This is a genomic window from Actinocorallia sp. B10E7 (assembly GCF_039871655.1).
Classification (GTDB): Bacteria; Actinomycetota; Actinomycetes; order Streptosporangiales; family Streptosporangiaceae; genus Actinocorallia.
Genome location: NZ_JBDPLZ010000006.1, coordinates 206,237 through 222,734, shown reverse-complemented (window position 1 = coordinate 222,734; position 16,498 = coordinate 206,237). Strand labels below are relative to the sequence as shown.

General features: G+C 68.5%; 13 protein-coding genes, 1 tRNA gene and 1 pseudogene. 7 read left to right on the top strand and 8 right to left on the bottom strand.

From position 1 onward, the window contains the following. Positions 1-308: 308 nt before the first annotated feature. Both ABGB12_RS22690 and ABGB12_RS22685 read right to left on the bottom strand, forming a co-directional pair. Positions 309-479 (bottom strand): annotated as a pseudogene (locus tag ABGB12_RS22690) (IS701 family transposase); the annotation flags it as partial. A 398-nt stretch (positions 480-877) separates the two neighbouring features. Further along, a complete protein-coding gene (locus ABGB12_RS22685) occupies positions 878-1,591 on the bottom strand; it encodes a hypothetical protein (protein WP_347681084.1) in 714 nt (237 codons plus the stop codon). 277 nt (positions 1,592-1,868) lie between these two features. On the opposite strand from ABGB12_RS22685, the gene ABGB12_RS22680 reads away from it, so the two are divergent. Beyond that, complete coding sequence (locus ABGB12_RS22680; protein ID WP_347681082.1) at positions 1,869-4,136, top strand: hypothetical protein; 2,268 nt, start codon at positions 1,869-1,871, stop codon at positions 4,134-4,136. 458 nt (positions 4,137-4,594) lie between these two features. Here ABGB12_RS22680 and ABGB12_RS22675 read toward each other — a convergent pair whose 3' ends face one another. Then, positions 4,595-5,443, bottom strand: coding sequence for an alpha/beta fold hydrolase (locus tag ABGB12_RS22675; RefSeq protein ID WP_347681080.1), 849 nt, complete (start codon positions 5,441-5,443; stop codon positions 4,595-4,597). Then, positions 5,440-6,852 carry a carotenoid oxygenase family protein gene (locus ABGB12_RS22670; RefSeq protein WP_347681078.1) on the bottom strand — a complete coding sequence of 471 codons (1,413 nt, stop codon included), beginning with the start codon at positions 6,850-6,852 and terminating at the stop codon, positions 5,440-5,442. The genes ABGB12_RS22675 and ABGB12_RS22670 overlap by 4 nt, the downstream gene beginning before the upstream one ends. A 92-nt stretch (positions 6,853-6,944) precedes the next feature. Between ABGB12_RS22670 and ABGB12_RS22665 the strand changes: the two genes are divergently transcribed. Beyond that, the gene (locus tag ABGB12_RS22665; protein ID WP_347681076.1) at positions 6,945-7,553 is read left to right on the top strand and encodes a TetR/AcrR family transcriptional regulator; all 609 of its coding nucleotides are present in this window, start codon (positions 6,945-6,947) and stop codon (positions 7,551-7,553) included. A 347-nt stretch (positions 7,554-7,900) separates the two neighbouring features. On the opposite strand, the gene ABGB12_RS22660 is transcribed toward ABGB12_RS22665, so the two are convergent. Then, a tRNA-Arg gene (locus ABGB12_RS22660) sits at positions 7,901-7,973 on the bottom strand. A gap of 184 nt (positions 7,974-8,157) precedes the next feature. Here ABGB12_RS22660 and ABGB12_RS22655 point away from each other — a divergent pair. Further along, entirely contained in the window at positions 8,158-9,684 is a 1,527-nt protein-coding gene (locus tag ABGB12_RS22655; RefSeq protein WP_347681074.1) for a sigma factor, read from the top strand. 16 nt (positions 9,685-9,700) lie between these two features. Here ABGB12_RS22655 and ABGB12_RS22650 read toward each other — a convergent pair whose 3' ends face one another. Then, positions 9,701-10,684 carry an adenylate/guanylate cyclase domain-containing protein gene (locus tag ABGB12_RS22650; RefSeq protein ID WP_347681072.1) on the bottom strand — a complete coding sequence of 328 codons (984 nt, stop codon included), beginning with the start codon at positions 10,682-10,684 and terminating at the stop codon, positions 9,701-9,703. Positions 10,685-10,780: 96 nt separating this feature from the next. Here ABGB12_RS22650 and ABGB12_RS22645 point away from each other — a divergent pair, with 96 nt between their 5' ends. Together ABGB12_RS22645 and ABGB12_RS22640 are read left to right on the top strand one after the other, a co-directional pair. Then, positions 10,781-11,551, top strand: coding sequence for a MerR family transcriptional regulator (locus ABGB12_RS22645; protein WP_347681070.1), 771 nt, complete (start codon positions 10,781-10,783; stop codon positions 11,549-11,551). A gap of 65 nt (positions 11,552-11,616) precedes the next feature. Continuing rightward, a complete protein-coding gene (locus ABGB12_RS22640; protein WP_347681068.1) occupies positions 11,617-12,582 on the top strand; it encodes a peptidoglycan recognition family protein in 966 nt (321 codons plus the stop codon). 22 nt (positions 12,583-12,604) lie between these two features. On the opposite strand, the gene ABGB12_RS22635 is transcribed toward ABGB12_RS22640, so the two are convergent. Next, complete coding sequence (locus tag ABGB12_RS22635; protein ID WP_347681066.1) at positions 12,605-12,976, bottom strand: phage holin family protein; 372 nt, start codon at positions 12,974-12,976, stop codon at positions 12,605-12,607. Positions 12,977-13,031: 55 nt separating this feature from the next. Beyond that, entirely contained in the window at positions 13,032-14,699 is a 1,668-nt protein-coding gene (locus tag ABGB12_RS22630; protein ID WP_347681064.1) for a CocE/NonD family hydrolase, read from the bottom strand. Positions 14,700-15,002: 303 nt separating this feature from the next. On the opposite strand from ABGB12_RS22630, the gene ABGB12_RS22625 reads away from it, so the two are divergent. Beyond that, entirely contained in the window at positions 15,003-15,623 is a 621-nt protein-coding gene (locus tag ABGB12_RS22625; protein ID WP_347681062.1) for a lysophospholipid acyltransferase family protein, read from the top strand. A 37-nt stretch (positions 15,624-15,660) separates the two neighbouring features. Further along, positions 15,661-16,377: a hypothetical protein gene (locus ABGB12_RS22620; protein ID WP_347681060.1), complete on the top strand. Its 717-nt coding sequence runs from the start codon at positions 15,661-15,663 to the stop codon at positions 16,375-16,377. Positions 16,378-16,498: the final 121 nt, after the last annotated feature.

Sequence of the window (16,498 nt, the reverse complement as noted above, 5' to 3'; positions counted from 1 at the left end):
AGACCCGTAGCCGGATGATGGTCTGAAGGAGGCTCTTACCCTTCCGAGTTGTCCTGCTCTTGCTCGGGTTCGGTTGCGGCCAGTTGGCGTCGGAGACGTTCTACCTCGGCTTCCGCAGTGGCGAGGCGCCGTTTGAGGGACGCTCGTCGGTCTGGGGGTTCTTTGCGGGACGCGGCCGACTTTGTGGGGGCGAAGAGAGCGCGCAGGAATGGTGTCAGTATCGTTTGCCACTGAGCGAATACAGGATGGAATTCGCTCAATGCACTCGGCGACCATGGACCGGATATTGTCGCGCAGCCCATCGATATCCATGCATAGAAATTCAGCAGACGCTGGAGACGCTCAGGACCGCTCTCACTCGACAGCTCCGCCAGAGTCCAGCCGTTCTTACGCTCCAGCTCGCTCAACAGTCCGCGCAGGTAGGAGGCCGCCTGGCGACGCGACTCCACCCTGGGAAAACGACGAGCGAACACCGCCAGAAAGTCCGAGAATTCCCGCGACCATTCTTCGATATCGATCGTGACCACCCGCCGTCATCTACCACTCACCAGGTGAAGGTCACAACCTGTCGTTGCAGTATTAGGCCGTGTATGTGGTGCATCCGCAGATTTCGGGATCGAACTTTGGGGTCCGGCCGTTGCCGTAGCTGTCGTTGCCCCAGGTGGGGTCTCCGCGCTCGTACCGACAGGCACCGCGTTGGTGCACCTGTTCGCTGTGTCCGCAGTTGGCGCAGGTGGACCGTTTCGGAGGTGGAGGCTGCTGCCCCAGCCACCGCAGCATCCTGAAGATGACGAGCAGGAGGGCGGCGAACCCGACCATGACCAGAACGAAACCGACCAGTCCTGCTATGTCCAGCATCGTCGTTTCTTTCTTTTCGTTATTCGGACGGTTCTTCGCGGAACAGGAATTTGCCGTCGTCGGAGAAATGAACGCGCTCTTGGAGGGTCCCGTCCCGCCGCCAGCGCCGCCAGGTTCCGACGGCTTTTCCGTCCCTGAACCGGCCTTCGGTCTTGATGGTTCCGTCGCGGTACCAGGACTTCTCGGGGCCGTGTGCTAGTCCGTGCAGGTAGGTGGCCGACCGCAGGATCGGGCTGTGTTCATCGTCGTCGGCGCGGACGAACACTTGGCCGGTGTACGGCAGGCCCTTGTAGTGCAGTCTGCCGGTGTACCGGTCGACTTCGACGTCGGAGCCGTCCCGGTTGATGGCGTCGGCATCGATACCTTTGATCGTGAATGCGTCGACGTGTTCGATCAGCAGGCCGGACTCGTCCCAGCGTTTGTGTGACAGGCGGTTGCCGGTGTAGTCGTAGAAGTCCTCGACCGCTGGACTGCCATCAGGGTGCCATTCGAGCCATTCGTCGGTCGGGTGGTTGCGGAAGAATCCCATGTGGTAGCGATCGCGGCCGTCGGGGTACCAGCCGTCCCACGTTCCGGCGCGGTCGCCTTCGTGGTAGCCGTTGAGTTCGAGGAGCGTGCCGTCCGGCAACATCTTCGCCAGAAGTCCGGTGAACGGCTCTCCCCGGTAGAACGCGCGCTGAGTCGCCTCATCGATCACCAGATCAGGGTCGTCCATCTCGACGAAATCGCTCACCGTTCCCCTTCCATCTGGTCTCCGACCGACGGCCGCTTCGGCGACAGCCGGAATCAGGACCCATGACATCGAAGCCTCTCCATGCCGACTCCGCCGCGCCAATCAGAGGCATCAATGTCTATTTGACCATCTCATCATCCCGCTCCCCACCCAGAACGCCCTCACCTCCCGATCGACCCCTGATCGCGCACAACCACCGCAGCCCGGGCTCTTCGGGGCAGTGCGCTGGTCGGGCCAGGACACGGAATCGCGTGCGGGAACGGATGAAGGGAGTGGCGTGGCGGTCAGCGGACCAGACGAAGGGCTCCTGGCGAGGCTGAATTCCGTCGGCTGGGGCGGTGCCCGCCTCGGCGGGCCGGGCGTGAGGCAGGCGGTGCTGGATCTGTGGGCTCCGGGACCGGCCGAGGAAGCGCTGAACGTTCTTATGTCGCTGTGCATCCACCGAGGCCGTGTGCGCAGGGCGGCCGTCGAACTGCTGCCGTTCCTGGTCGCTGCGGTGGCCGATCCGGCGGTGACGATCCGGCATCGGCTCATCGTCGCCGTCGAGCAGATCGTGACGGTCGCCTCTGGGAGGGGACGTCCCGTACTCGCGAGCCGTCCGGGCTGGGCCGAAGTCTGGGCGGAGGCCGTCAGGGACCTGCTGCCGCTGCTCGATGACGCATCCCCCGAGCTGCGCAGGCCGACTGCGGCGCTCCTCGGCCACGTGACGCACCGCCCCGACAAGATGATCTCCGTGCTGCGGGACCGCTTCGCCAAGGAGACCGACCTGGGCGTGGCCGACCAGATCCGCGGATCCGTCGAGGAACTGGCCTGGCATGTCGGCGAGGATCGCCGCGCGGAAGTCCAGGCCTGGCTGCACCGAGCATGGGCTGCGGAAGCGGGCACGCGACCCGAGGCGTTCCGCGCCACCGTGGGCATGCTGGCGCGGCTGGCATGGCCCCCGGTGAACGGCAATGATGATCTGTTCACCCTTCGGCTGTCGGAGTCGTTCGTCGTCCGGGACCTGCTGAAGGACGACGACCCCGCGATCGGTCTGGAACTCGCCCGCGTGCTCCTGGAGGATGACCGTGCGGGCCATCGGACCGGCGGCCTTCAGCTGGCCGCCCGGCTCATGGCGTCCTGGCGTTCGGCCGTTCCCGCGCTGTTGCCGTCGGTCGCCGCGCTCATCGACGACGCGCTGGCGGACAACCGGGCGCTCGCGCTGCGGATCCTTAGCATGTGCGGCCAGGCCTCCCGCCCCTGGGCCGACGCCGCCGCCGCACGGCTCACCCACGACGGCGAGCCGGACTGGCTCGTCCGCACCCAGGCATTGTGGATGCTCGGGAAGCTGGCCGACGACAGGTGCGTTCCCGTGTTGGCCGAACGCATGAACGACATCAGGCGCGAACCCCGGCACGGGTTCCGCGACCACCGGCTGCCACACAACCTGGGACGCTGGTACGACCTGGAGCTGAACTTCTGTGAGATCCTCAAGCCCTTCGCCGCCCACCACGAGATCCTGCTGCCGTCGATCCTGGTGAAGCTCATCGCGCGGCAGGACGGCCTGCACTACCCCGCGGTCCTCGCACGGTGGCATCGGCAGGGAGCCCCCGTCGTCCCCCGGATGCTCGAACTGCTCGGCACCCGCGATGCCCTGCCGATCGCACGAGCGCTCGCAGTGATCGACCCCGGGCCCGTCGCGGCCCACAAAAGAAGCACACTTCGGAGATTCGTCCCTTCTCCGGACGCGTCGCCCGACGCCCCCTCGTATCTCGGTGCCCTGGCCTACTGGCGGATCACCGGCGATCCCGAACCCGCGTTCGCGGTTCTGCGCTCCCCGGGCGCATGGGGAAGCTGGAAGAACACCATCTGGCAGGAGATGGGGCCCGCCGCGGCGGAGGTGGCAGACCTCTGCCGACCGAAGGCCGGCCCGGAGTACGAGCGGCGCAAACGCCTGACCGACCATGCACGATCCCTGTGGCGCGTGACCGGCCGAATCGACGAGGCCGCTTCCACAGCCCTTGCGCTGAGCTCCGACTATCTCACCCCCAGACCACTGCACTACGAGCATGCCCACCCGCTGATGCTCCTGTCCGAGCTCGCCGAAGCCGACCCCGCACTCCGGCCGGCGGCACTGGAACGGCTGCTCGGCGCAGCCACCCACCTTCCGCCCGTCCACCGGTCCAATGGACCCAACGGAATGGACCTCGCCTGGGCGCTGTGGCGGCTGGGCGGACCCGCCGAAGACACCGTGCGCATGGTGCTGCCCTGGATCGACCGGCTGACCATGCCCGGAGGCTGGTCGCAGCGCAACCCCCTGGAACCCCTGACCCTTCTCACGGCGATCGCGGCCGCGAACCCCGCGGCCCTCGAACCAGCCGTGCCGCGGCTTCGCGAGCTGACCCACACCGACCGGCGCCCCCTGCTGTCTCGCCATTGGCAACCCGGGCACCCGCCCGCCTACCGCAACTGGCGTTCGGTCGAGGACGACGACAGCCTGCGCGCTGCCGTCCACGCCGTATTCGAAGCGATCGCGAAGGGCGGACCGTCCAGAACCGGGCGATGATCGCGGTGAAAGCCACACCGCCAGATGGCCGACGGCCTTGCGGCGAGCGAACAGCATGTGGTGACGAATGATCAGCAGTCCGGTGATCAGCAGCAGCCATCCGACGGTCATCAATCAGTTCGCCTCATCGAACACGGCGAATCGGGTCGATGCGCCAGAAGGCGCTCCAGGTCCGATCGGGAATCTCGGCACGGGTTAGAGCTTGACGCTGCCGGGGATCTTGGATCCTGCGAGCTCAGGCCGTTGGTGATGCCCGGTTGCCGTTGAGCGCTTCCGCAGGTAGGCGCGCTCGGATGCCTCGGTCGCAGCCCTGACCACCGCCGCCGACGTGCAGCGCTGCGCCCTCGACCGCCTGGACGGCCTGCGCGCCGGCGTGTTCGGCAACGTGTGGGTGGAGCGCGCTCGCCGCAGGGAAATGCCCCTGGCTTGGGGGGCTCGGGGCGTTCGTGCGGGGTGGGTCAGCGGGACAGGTGCGGCTTGAGGAGCGTGGCGACTTCGGGGGCGGCCTGTTCGGGTATCCAGTGGCCCACGCCGGGGAGGGTATGGAAGGTGTAGGGGCCGGTGACGTAGTCGCGGGTCAGAGCGGCACACGTGGGGCCGAGGGCGGGGTCGGCGTCACTGGCGATGAACAGCGTGGGGACGGTGACGGGGGACAGGCGGCTCGGGGGGTTGAAAGGCATGGCCCGGTACCAGTTGAGCGCCGGGGTGAGGGCGCCCGAGGTCATGAGGAACGTGAGGTCCCTCAGGGTGTTGGCTTCGGGTTGGCCGGCGGTCATCTTCGTGGCCATGCCGGGGTTCCCGGAGCGGTAGAGGCGGCGCAACGCGAGTTCGGGGATCCAGGGGAGCTGGAAGAAGTACATGTACCAGGACAGCAGGAATTGGCGGCTGGTGAACAGGGAGCGCATGAACGCCGCCGGGTGGGGGACCGACAGAGCCGTCAGCGTGGACAGGGCGTAGGGGTGGGTGGTGGCCAGTGCCCAGGCGACCGCCGCGCCCCAGTCGTGGCCGATGACGTGGACTCCGCGGGTGCCGGGGTCGGCCGTCTTGATGAGGGCCAGAACGTCCTCCACCAGCTCGGACATCCGGTAGGCGTACCTGCCGCGGGGCCGCGCTCTGGGTGAGTATCCGCGCTGGTCGGGGGCGAGGGTGCGGTAGCCCTCGGCGTGTAGGAGGGGGGACAGGGCGTCCCAGGAGTTCGCGGTCTGGGGGAAGCCGTGGAGGAGGATCACGATGCCGCCGTCCAGGGGGCCCTGGTCGACGACGTCGAAGATCAGACCATCGCGTTCGAAGGAGGCGAGGCGCTTCACGGGCGAGCCTGCGCCCACTGGCCGTGGAAGGTGTAGCCGAGGCTTTCGGGGACGGGAAGGGTGCAGACGGGGCCGTCCGCGACGGCCCGGGCGTTGAAGATGACGATGTTCGTGGTTCCGGCGGTGATGTCGTTCGTGTAGGCGATGAGCCAGCCCTCGTCGTTGGTCTCGTCGCGGTCGCGGGGAACGAACAGGGGCTCGCCGACCAGTTGGCCCGGGCCGTAGTCGTGGGTGTCGGCTTCTCCGGTCTCGGTGTCGTACCGCGCGACCGCCGTGAACGCGATGCCAGCCGTGGTGGTGGTGGCGGCGCCGTAGACCTGTCGGTGGCGCGCGGTGGCTAGTCGTGGATTGATGGTGGGCCATTCGAGCGGCAGCGGGTGGAGCTGGTAGGCCTCGACCTTGCCGGACGTCGCGACGCGGTAGCGCCAGAGCCGGCCGACGGGCAGGCAGGACGGGTCGGTGAGGTGGCCGATGCTGGAGATGGCCTCGTGCATGACGGTCCAGGAACGAAAGCGGACCAGGTCGAAGACGACGTCGGTGCCGTCGTCGTAGGCGCCGGCGAAGTGCCACTGGAACCACGGATCTGTCTCGACGACGCGGAACGGGCCGCCCGCGCGAGGGACGAACAGGATGCGCGTGGGTTCGTCGCCGTGCCAGCGCATCGACTGGAAGGTCGGGAGGCGGCCGGACATCATCGCGGCCACGTCGAGGATGACGGGGCCCAGGCAGAACACCAGATGGGTGGCGGTCATCGCGAAGTCGTGGACCATGAAGCGGCGAGGGATCCGGATCGACCGCACATGTTCGGCCGGTCCACCGCGCCTGCTGCGGTAGATCTCCAACCGGGGACGGGGAGCGTACACGCAGCCGAAGTTCCAGAGCTCGGCTGTGGCGGGGTCCCAGCACGGGTGGGCTGAGTAGGGCGTGTAGGGGCCCCTGAGGCGGCCGGACGGCTTGAGCCCGCCGTCGAGGTCGCAGCGGCCGAGGGTCTCAAGCGTGACCGGGTCCAGTTCCCACGGCATGTCGGCTTCCCAGAGCGCCAGGAGCCTGCCGTCGATCATCGTGACTGACGTGTTGGCCTGTGCGGCGGGAGGCCGGAGAACGTTGCGGAACCGGCCGCCCGGCGCGTTGGCCCCGCCCAAGCGCAGTGGGGGCACCGTGCTGTCACGGGCGTCGAGGGACGCCTGGTAGGAGGACGTGCGGACATAGCGGGAACGGACCCGCACCGGCATGCCGGGCGCGAAGGTGACGGCGCTGACCAGGCCGTCTCCGTCGATGACGTAGTCGGACAGATGGTTGCCCGCGCCATTGCGGTACAGGGTGCCGGCCAGGCTCTCAGGAACGCTTCCCTGGCTCGGGTGGAGCTCGGCGTCGACCTCGCGGGCCCATCCTCCGCGTCGCAAGTCCATGAACACTCCAATGTAATCAGTGAACACATTCATGTGAGCGATGATTACATCGGGCGTCGGGTCACCTGTCAAGGTGTGGTACGACTGGCTGCATGAAGACGACGGGACGGCCCTACCACCACGGGTCCCTGCCGGAGACGCTGGTCGCACATGCCGTCGAGCTGCTAGACGAGGCGGGTGCCGAAGCGGTGACCGTCCGCGAAGTGGCCCGCAGGGCGGGCGTCTCCCCTGCCGCGCCGTTCAGGCATTTCCCCGACCGTGCTGCCCTCATGGCGGCTGTGGCGGAGGTCGTCATGGTGGACTTCGGCATGGTTCAGCTGGCAGCGGTGGAGTCTGCCGGCTCTCTGCCGTTCCGGGCCCTGGGCACCGCGTTCGTGCACTACGCCCTGACCCATCCGCACCGCTTCACGCTCCTGCGGCCGACCCTCTTCACAGCGGACCGCACCCCCGCCGTCGAGGAAGGTCACCGCGCCTTCACCGACGCCATCACCAGCATGATCGTCGCGGGCCAGCAGCGCGGCGAACTCCGGCGGGCCGACCCCGAGCTGATCAGGATCACCGCCCAAGCCCTGGTCTACGGACTCTCCCAGATGTTCGTCGACGACTACCTCGACGCCACCCGGGCCGAGACCCTGATCGACGAGGTCATCGACCTGTTCGGCGTGGGCGTCCTCGCACCAGGCCGAACTGTCGACGCCTGACCTCGTGGCGGCCGTTCATCGAAGAACCGTGACGTTCTGTCCAGCGGCCGGACAGGGTGAACCGACGCGACACAAGGCGATGGCGGCGGTGTGCCACTGGGCGTGGGCGTGCCTTGGGCGAACTCTGTCGATCTTGCTAAAGAGCGAGTCTTTGCCGGGGATGGCCAGCCGATCTCGTTCACGGCGCTGGCAAGCGTCTGACCAGCGGATTTCTGTCGAAGACGCCTTGTCGAACGCCAGGTGCCCGGGGGAATCTTCTGGACGCCCGAACGACGCCCGACCCGCTCAAACGATCACAGGGAGTTCTTCCCACTGGAAGAACTCCCTGGTCAGGGCAGGTTTTGAAGCGCACCCGAAGGGATTCGAACCCCTAACCTTCTGATCCGTAGTCAGATGCTCTATCCATTGAGCTACGGGTGCTTGTTGCGGTGTCCCAACCTGCGGTGTCGCAACGAGAGATGAGCATACCGGGTGTTGGGGATGTAGGCGAATCGGTTTCGGGGGTGGGGGTGTGGAGGGGGTGGGGGTGGTCGATTTTGGGGGAACCCTGGACGTGGTGGGGGGGTGGGTGTATTCAGGAAGCCGTTTGTGAGGTGGAGCACGCATGCCCAGATGGTCTGCGTTCGCTCCGGAGATCGACCGTGGGTTGGTCGCGGGGCTGAACGATGGGGAGGAGAACGCGCTCGCGAAGCTCTACGACACCTATGTCGAACAGATATTCGATTATGCGGTCTCCTTGTCGGGGGAGGGGAAGGCCGCGGAGGCGTTGGTGCATGACGTCTTCATCGACGCGGCGCGGCGGGGGCCTCGGCTGCGGGATCGGGAGCGGTTCCGGGCGTGGCTGTACGCGGCGGTGCGGCGGAGGGGGATGGAGCGGAGCCGGGCCAGGGGGTTGGTCTGGGACTGGGGGATTCCGGGGGTGGGGGGCCTCGGGGGGCTTTCGGTCGAGGAGGCCAGGGAACTGCTCGAGGGGGCGCTCGACAGGGTCTCGTTGAGCGATCAGGACCTGCTGCTGTTGACGTTCCGGCACGGGGTCGTGGCGGCGGATCTGGCGGCGGTGCTGGGGGTTTCGCCGTTCAAGGCGGCGGCGTTGGCGGGGCAGGCCAAGGCCAGGGCCGAGGCGGCGCTGGAAGCGCAGTTGAGGGTGAAGGAGAAACGGTGCCTGCGTGCGCGCGGGGGGCGGGCGCCGGAGTTGCAGGAGCACCGCCGACGGTGTCCTGAGTGCCGTCGCAGGGCGGGGGTGCCGCTCTCGGTGTTGTTGGAGGCGCCGCCTGCGCCTGTTCCGCCGCCGCAGTTGCGGCACAGGGTGCTGCACACGGGCACGGATCCCGAACTCGCCGGCTACCGGGCCGATATCTCCGGCAAGGGGGGGAACCTTACGCCGGAGGGTCTGCCGCGGCAGCCGGATGTCCCTTCGCCGTTGGGGCGCCGCTGGCTGCTGGCGGGCGGTGGGATGCTCACGACGTTCGTCGTGGCGCTCATCACCTCGTTCCTGATCGGGCCGAATCTGGGGCTTCCGACGCTGCCGTGGCCGCCGGGCGGGGACCAGACGGAGATGCCGGTGGTGACGAAGCCCACAAGCCCCGTCGAGGAGGACGGGCGGCCGAAGTCGGTGGGCCCGCTGGGGCCCGGAGGGATGCATCTGTCGACGTCCTCCCCGCCGACCCAGGTGGCGGAGGATCTTCCCGGGCCGCAGGACACCCCGCAGGGGACGCCGTCGCCTTCGGGTTCTCCGCCGCCTTCCTCGGCCGCGTCGCCGTCACCGTCCCCTCAGCCCTCCGGGCATTCGAGCCCCCAGGACGAGAACCAGCCGCAGCCGCCGCCGGCCGTCACGGTGGTGCCCGAGCTCCGGGTCGACACCCCGCTGGTGGAGATCGGTTCCGACCGGACGACGCAGATCCAGCTCCAGGCGCTGGGCGGCTCCGTCCCCTGGCAGGCCGTCGCCGACAGCAGCAAGATCACCCTGGACAGCTCGGGCGGCACCCTGGGCGACGGCCAGGGTTTCGCGCTCAGGGTGCGCCTCCCGCTCAGCCTCGTCCGCCTGGCCGGCTCCGCCGTCGTCTCGATCATCAACATGGCGGACGGCACGCAGACCCAGGTGACGGTCCGCTGGGGCCTCTCGGTCCTGTGAGGAGGACGTGAGGAGGTCAGTCCCGCCGCAGCAGGTAGGGCCTGACCTTCCCCAGCCCCTGCAGCGACCGGGCCTTGATCTTTTTCAGTGAGTAGGGCCCGGCCGCGAGTTCCGCGCCCATTCCGGGGCTGGCCAGCACGGTCCCGGGGTGGGCGGCGGCCGTCAGCCGTGCCGCCATGTTCACGGGTGTCCCGAACACGTCTCCGAGCCGCAGGATGACCTCCCCGTAGGCGACTCCGACCCGCACCCGCGGGAAGTCCTCCGCGGCGGACCGTTCGGAGATCCGCAGCGAGATCTCCGCGCCGGAGGCCGCGTCGGGCGCGGTGAACAGCACCTCGTCTCCCAGCGTCTTGATCACCCGTCCGCCGAGGGCGGCGATGATCGAGGCGGTCTCGGTCTCGAACCGGTCGATGAGTTCGGCGAGCCCGTCGGCGTCCAGGTGGCGGCTGAGCCGGGTGAACGACACGATGTCGGCGAATCCCACCGCGAGCGTCGCCGTTCCCGCTCCGGGGTCGGCGGTCGCGGTGGCGGTCCCGGTGAGGGCGCTGACGCCGACGGCGGCGAGCTGCCGGCGCCATCCCCGCAGCAGCAGGTTCTCGAACTTGGGCCGCAGTTCCGCGCTGGCCAGCAGAGCGGCCGTGACGGTCTCGTCCGTGACGGCCTCGCCGGGTTGCACGAGGTGTTCGGCGAGCCGTTCCAGCCACACTTCGCCCAGCCAGTGCGCGAGTCGGCTCATCGTCTGGCCCACTCCGCGGGCCAGTTGCAGCACCATCTCCTCGTCGACGTATTCGTGTTCGAGGAGTTCCCGGATGGTCCGCATGGCGACGATGTCCTCTTCGGTGAAGGCCGCCGTGTCGCCGGGGGGTGTGGGGAAGCCGAGCGCGGACCAGATCCGCAGGCCCAGTCCCAGCTCGATGCCGGATTTCTCTTCCACGTCATGGAGGGTGAACAGCAGTGGCTCACCCAACAGGAGTTCTTCGACCGCGCGTGTCTCCGCCATATCCGGCCACCACCATTACATCAGTCAATGTCTCATTCCTGTCAGGCGTAAGATTCTTACGCCGGGGTCACCAGGTCAAGCGGCGGGGAGGCGTGGATGCGCGAGTACCGGATCGACGAGCTGGCGCAGACCGCCGGGACGACCGTGCGCAACATCCGCTCCTACCAGGACAGAGGGCTCCTCCCGTCGCCGAGGCTGCAGGGCCGGGTCGGCATCTATGACGATGCTCACCTCGCCCGTCTCCGCCTGATCGGCCAGATGCTCGAGCGCGGCTACACCCTGGCCAACATCGGCGACCTCGTCGAGGCGTGGGAGGCCGGGCGGGACGTGGGCGACGTCCTCGGCCTCGAGCAGGTCCTCACCGACCCCTGGTCCGACGAGATCCCCGCCTGGGTCGCCTACGACGAGCTCGTCGGGGTCTTCGACACGGGCGGCGGCTCCGGGCGGATCGACGCCCTCCTGGGCCGGGCCGTCGAGCTCGGGCTGGTCGAGCCGGAGGGCGACCGCTACCGCATCCCCAGCCCCCGCCTCCTGCACGTGGGCGCGGAGCTCGTCGCCAACGGCGTCCCCCTGGAGGCGGTCCTGGACATCGCCGACGAGATCCGCCGCGACTGCGAGGTCATCGCCGGCCGTTTCGTGGACCTGGTGAACGACCATGTCATCAAGGACGCGGACATCCTCGGAAAGGACGCGGTCCGCGTCGCGGAGGTCGTCCGCCGTATGCGCCCGCTCGTCCAGATGGTGATGAACCCGTTCGTGGCGCGCGCCATGGAGAAACGGGTCCGCGCGGAACTGGGCGACAAACTGGAATTCCTCCTCGAAGGCGAAGAATTCGGAGAGAGGCACGGTGCCGTGGCGCACGATTGACTGCGATATCCGCGGATCCCGAGTACGGTCGCTTTGAACGGCCTGTAGTCGGAGAAGGGGATCTCGTGAAGCTCGTGACCCGCAGACAGTGGGGTGCGCGTTCGCCTCGCAGCCAGGCCTCCTACCTGGCCTCGACCCGCGGCGTGAAGGTCCACTACACCGGGAGCTTCGTCGACCCCCGGCTGAAGGACGACCACGGGCGCTGCGCGGCGATGGCCCGCCAGATCCAGAACGGCCACATGGACGGCAACGGCTGGAACGACGTGGGCTACAGCTTCCTCGTCTGTCCGCACCGCTACGTCTTCGAGGGGCGGGGCCTGCACCGTCTTCCCGCGGCCAACGGCCCCGGCCTCAACACCGGCCACTACGCGGTCCTCGGCATGGTGGGGAACAAGGGGCTCGTCACCCCGACGGACGACATGCTGCACGGCATCCGCGACGCCATCGAGTACGTCCGTGCCAACGGCGGCGCCGGCAGGGAGATCAAGGGCCACCGCGACGGCTACTCCACCGACTGCCCCGGCGCGAGGCTCTACGCGTGGGTGAAGCAGGGCGCTCCCCGTCCGAAGGGCGGTGCCGAGCCGGTCCCGGACAAGCCTCCGGCGGAGCCCGAGGACGTGCTGGAGATCCTGCTCAACCTGGGCATCAAGGGCGCCCTGACGATCGCTCCGGGCGAGCGCGTCTCCGTCCCGTGGGACGCCGAGTACGCCGACCCGTCGCACATGCACGGCAGCGGTCCCGCCTGGACGCCCAAGGTCAAGGACTGGGCCCTGGTCACGCTCGGCGCGGTCGTCGACGGCCAGGGGGCGGGCGAGAAGCTGAAGCTGGCGTTCGCCGAGTACGAGAAGTCCGGTGCCGCCCGGGTCAAGGACGTCTTCGGCGAGGACAAGATCGGCAACGGCACGAAGGTCGAGTACACCCTGTCCGGGGTGATGTGGCTCAGCAGCGACCGCAGCTATCGGGTCGATCTGGTCAACCAGGGGTCCGGTGCGGTGACCGTCACCGGGGCGAGGCTGCGCGTCGCCCGCTGAGCCTTCGACGTCCGGAGGGTCCTCAGTCGTTGTCGAGGACGAGGCTGAGGACCCAGCCGACCACGCCGACGATGATCGCGCCCCACAGGGCGGGCCAGAACCCGTCCACGGTGAAGGGCAGGTCCGCCTGCTCGGCGATCCAGCCGGTCAGCATGAGCAGCAGCGCGTTGACGACCAGGCCGAAGAGGCCGAGGGTCAGCACGTAGAAGGCGCAGCCGAGCGTCTTGATGATCGGCTTGAGCAGGGCGTTGACGATCCCGAAGATGACGGCGACGGCGATGAGGGTGAGGGCGCGCTCGGTGTTGTCGTTGCCCGGTACGTCGATGCCGTCCAGGAAGTAGGCGGCTGCGGCGAGGGAGACCGCGGTGATGACGATTTTGATCAGTATGTTCACGTTTCAGATGGTCGCATGGGGCCATCGGACCGGTCGTCACTCCGGATGATGAACTTCAGACCACCGGAAGCAGGAGGGCCGAGGGTCGCGACGGGTCGTGGAAGACCTCCTGCTCGGCCGCGACGGCCTTGCGCGCCGAGCCGATCGGCTCGCCCGTCCCCGGGTTGCTGGCGATCTTGGGGTAGGCGCCGCTGCTGACGTGGACGCGCAGCCGGTGCCCCTTCTTGAAGCGGTGCCCGATCGGCCACAGCTCGAGGTCGACGCGGCGCACCCCCTCGCCGTCGGGGGGAGAGTTGTGCTCGTCGAGCCGCAGCCCGCCCTCGCAGATGTTCTTGGACGTCCCGTCGGGGGAGACGTCGCACAGCCGCACGATGAAGTCGGTGTGCGTCCGGGACGAGCGGACGAACAGTTCGGCTCCGACGGGCCCGATCAGCTCCAGGTCGTCCTTCAGCGTCTCGGACGTGAACACCAGCAGGTCCGGGCGGCGTTCGGCGGGCCGCTGGTCCACGGGGCGGCTGAGCCCGAGCAGCGACGGGCCGCCGTACGCGGGCGTCGGGTCGGCCGGGTCGTAGCGGTACCGCTCGGGGGCGGAGCTGCCGGGCGTGTCGGGCCGGAAGCCGTGTCCGGGGTGCAGGTGCCAGCGGCGGATCTTCATGCCGGGCACCGGCCACTCGGCGAACTCCCGCCATTCGCCGGCTCCGGTGATGAACAGCCGGACGGGGTTCTCCCGCAGTCCCCTCTGGTCGCCCTTCAGATGGGCCCGGAACCAGCCCAGGGACTCCCGGACGGCCACCAGGCCGTGCCGGGGGTCGGCGTGCCACCAGGGCCCGATGGTGAGCTGGGGCTGCTGGCCGCACTCCCGCATGGCCAGGTAGTCCTTGATCATCCAGGGCAGGAAGACGTCGTACCAGCCGCCGACCATCGCCGCGGCGGGCAGGTCCTCGCAGATCGCGGAGGTGTGGACCCGGCCGTCCCAGAAGGGGTTCTCGGCCAGTCCGTGCCCGGTGAGCAGTTCCTGGAAGAACGGCACGTTGCCGCCGGTGGTGAAGGCGTCGAGCTCCTCCAGGGGCAGCCCGGCCCGGATGGCGCGGGCGGTGCGCCGCCGCATCCGGAGCAGCTCCAGCGGGTTCTCGATCTTGGAGGTGACCGAGACCCAGCCGAGGGTGGACTCCAGGGCGAAGGAGCCGCCGATGTAGATCGCGTCGCGGAACTGGGAGGCGGTCACCGACAGCGCCATCGCCTTGTGCTCGGGGCCGGACTTGGCGGCGACGGCCCACTGCGTGTGCCCCAGATAGCTGGGTCCGTAGGTGGCGAAGACGCCGCCGAACCAGGGCTGGCGCTTGAGCCACTCGACGGTCGCGAGCCCGTCGATCTGCTCGTTGAGGGGGTCGAAATCCCCGCCTGAGCCGAACGTCCCCCGCACGCTCTGCACGACGATCTGGTAGCCGAAGTAGGCGAACGGGTACCCGTTGATCGCCCCTGTGACGCCGCGCCGCCCGTAAGGGGTGCGGACGAGGATCGTCGGCGGGTTCTTCACCCCCACCGGGATGTACCTGTCGGTCAGGAGCTTCACGCCGTCCGGCATGACGACGGGGATGTCCTTCACGTGGGACACCCGGTAGTGCGGTCGGGGAAGGGCCGGAAGCGTCGGGAGGCCGGGCAGCCCGGGCAGGTGGGGCAGACGCAGTCGGTCGGGGACGCTGAGGCGATCGGTCAGTGCCATGGGGACCTCCCCCTGTGAGACGGCTGTCTCTGTGCGTTGCCGCGCGTTACATAGAAGTAACAATAGCCGTTTTTCGATCAGTCTGTCTCCTAGGTCACATCGAGTCCTTAATCGATCGTGACAAGTTCGTGGCCCGCTCCATGGGGTCGGGTGATAAGTATTACTGACTGGTAGCGACCTAGTCACCGAGCGGTAACGGCAGGGCGCTAGGGTATGGGGCAAAAATCGGGTCGTCAGGAGCCTGGGGAGAGCCTGTTGTTCTATCGCTTCATGAGGTTGGTGGTTCCACCTCTTTTCCGGCTGTTGTTCCGCCTTCGTGTGGAAGGGAAGGAGAACATCCCCTCTTCCGGGCCGCTCATCGTCGCCAGCAACCACCTGTCCTTCATCGACAGTTACGTGATCCCGATCGCCCTGCTCCCCCTGAAGGTGGTCTTCCTGGCCAAGGCCGAGTACTTCGAGACCAAGGGCTTCAGGGGCCGGATGAGCCGCTGGTTCTTCAGCTCGCTCGGCATGATCCCGGTGGCCCGCGGCAACGGGGCCTCGGCGATGGGCTCCCTGGAGCAGTCCGCCGAGATCGTCAGCGGCGGCGCCGTCTTCGGCATCTACCCCGAGGGCACCCGTTCCATGGACGGGCGGCTGTACCGGGGCCGGACGGGCGCGGGCTGGGTCGTCCTGGCCACCGGCGCGCCGGTCCTGCCGGTCGGCCTGATCGGGACTCAGGAGCTCCAGCCGTACGGCAGCCGGTTCCCCAAGATCGGCCGGGGGGTGACCGTGCGGATCGGCCCGGTCCTGGAGTTCGGCCAGTACGCCGGCGAGCCTCCGGGACGCGCCCGCAGGGCGATCACCGACGAGATCGTCCAGGCCATCCAGAAGCTGTCCGAGCAGGAGTACGTGCCCGAGTACAACGACCACAAGAGCAAGTGACGGAGAGGGCGGGGAGATCGGCAGTATCGTCGGTCCCATGCGGATCGAGCGCCTCTTCCCCGCCGGTCTGGCGGTCCTCGTCATGCTGAGCGGGTGCTCCGAGAGCACCCGCGGCTCCCGGGCCCCGGCGGAGGAGGCGGGCCTCCCCTCCCGGGCCGCGGCCAGGACGTACACCTCCGACCAGCTGCGCCAGGCCCTGCTCCCGGAGATCCCCCGGTACGTCAGGGCGGGGGAGCCGGATTCCGGCGTCTACGGGATGCTCAAGCCCGTCCGCAACTTCGCCCAGCTCCAGGGTCAGGTGACCCTCGACAAACCCAAGTGCGCGGGCGCCACCCAGACGTTCGGCACCGGCGGCGAGATCGCCTCGGCCCCGGCGGCCCTCACCACCTTCGCCCGCGCCGACGGGCAGACGATCACCCAGACGCTGGTCGCGGTCTCGGAGCTGACCGCGACCGAGGAGATAGGGCGCCGCGTCCCGGCCCTGTGCCGCACCTTCCGGACCCGGGTCGGCGGCCGGTGGTCCACCCACCAGGTGGTGGAGGCCACCCCCGACCGGCGCTTCGTCGGGGAGGGCTCGCGGACCGTGGGATTGCTCACGATGAGCGGCTCCACGAAGGTGACCATGTGGTTCGTCATCTTCAAGGCGCGCGGCTACCTGGGCACCGTCACGGTGTACGGGGCGAAGGCCACGCGCCGGGAGGCCGAACGACTCGGCACCGCCGCCTATGATCAGGCCGCCAGGGTGCTCCCCTGAAAATCGGTGAACTTCGGCGGTCGTCGGGTAGTCCTATCGAACGTCGAGAGCGCGGCCGGGAATTTCGGACGGTCAGCGCATTCAAGGCCCGGTGCGATACTGGGCGGCGCGTGTCTAGGGG

What these genes read in the sequence shown, in the direction of transcription:
- ABGB12_RS22670 (WP_347681078.1), bottom strand. Translation starts at nt 6,852, where the DNA reads ATGGACTTGCGACGCGGAGGATGGGCCCGCGAGGTCGACGCCGAGCTC.
- ABGB12_RS22665 (WP_347681076.1), top strand. Translation starts at nt 6,945, where the DNA reads ATGAAGACGACGGGACGGCCCTACCACCACGGGTCCCTGCCGGAGACG.
- ABGB12_RS22655 (WP_347681074.1), top strand. Translation starts at nt 8,158, where the DNA reads ATGCCCAGATGGTCTGCGTTCGCTCCGGAGATCGACCGTGGGTTGGTC.
- ABGB12_RS22650 (WP_347681072.1), bottom strand. Translation starts at nt 10,684, where the DNA reads ATGGCGGAGACACGCGCGGTCGAAGAACTCCTGTTGGGTGAGCCACTG.
- ABGB12_RS22645 (WP_347681070.1), top strand. Translation starts at nt 10,781, where the DNA reads ATGCGCGAGTACCGGATCGACGAGCTGGCGCAGACCGCCGGGACGACC.
- ABGB12_RS22630 (WP_347681064.1), bottom strand. Translation starts at nt 14,699, where the DNA reads ATGGCACTGACCGATCGCCTCAGCGTCCCCGACCGACTGCGTCTGCCC.
- ABGB12_RS22620 (WP_347681060.1), top strand. Translation starts at nt 15,661, where the DNA reads ATGCGGATCGAGCGCCTCTTCCCCGCCGGTCTGGCGGTCCTCGTCATG.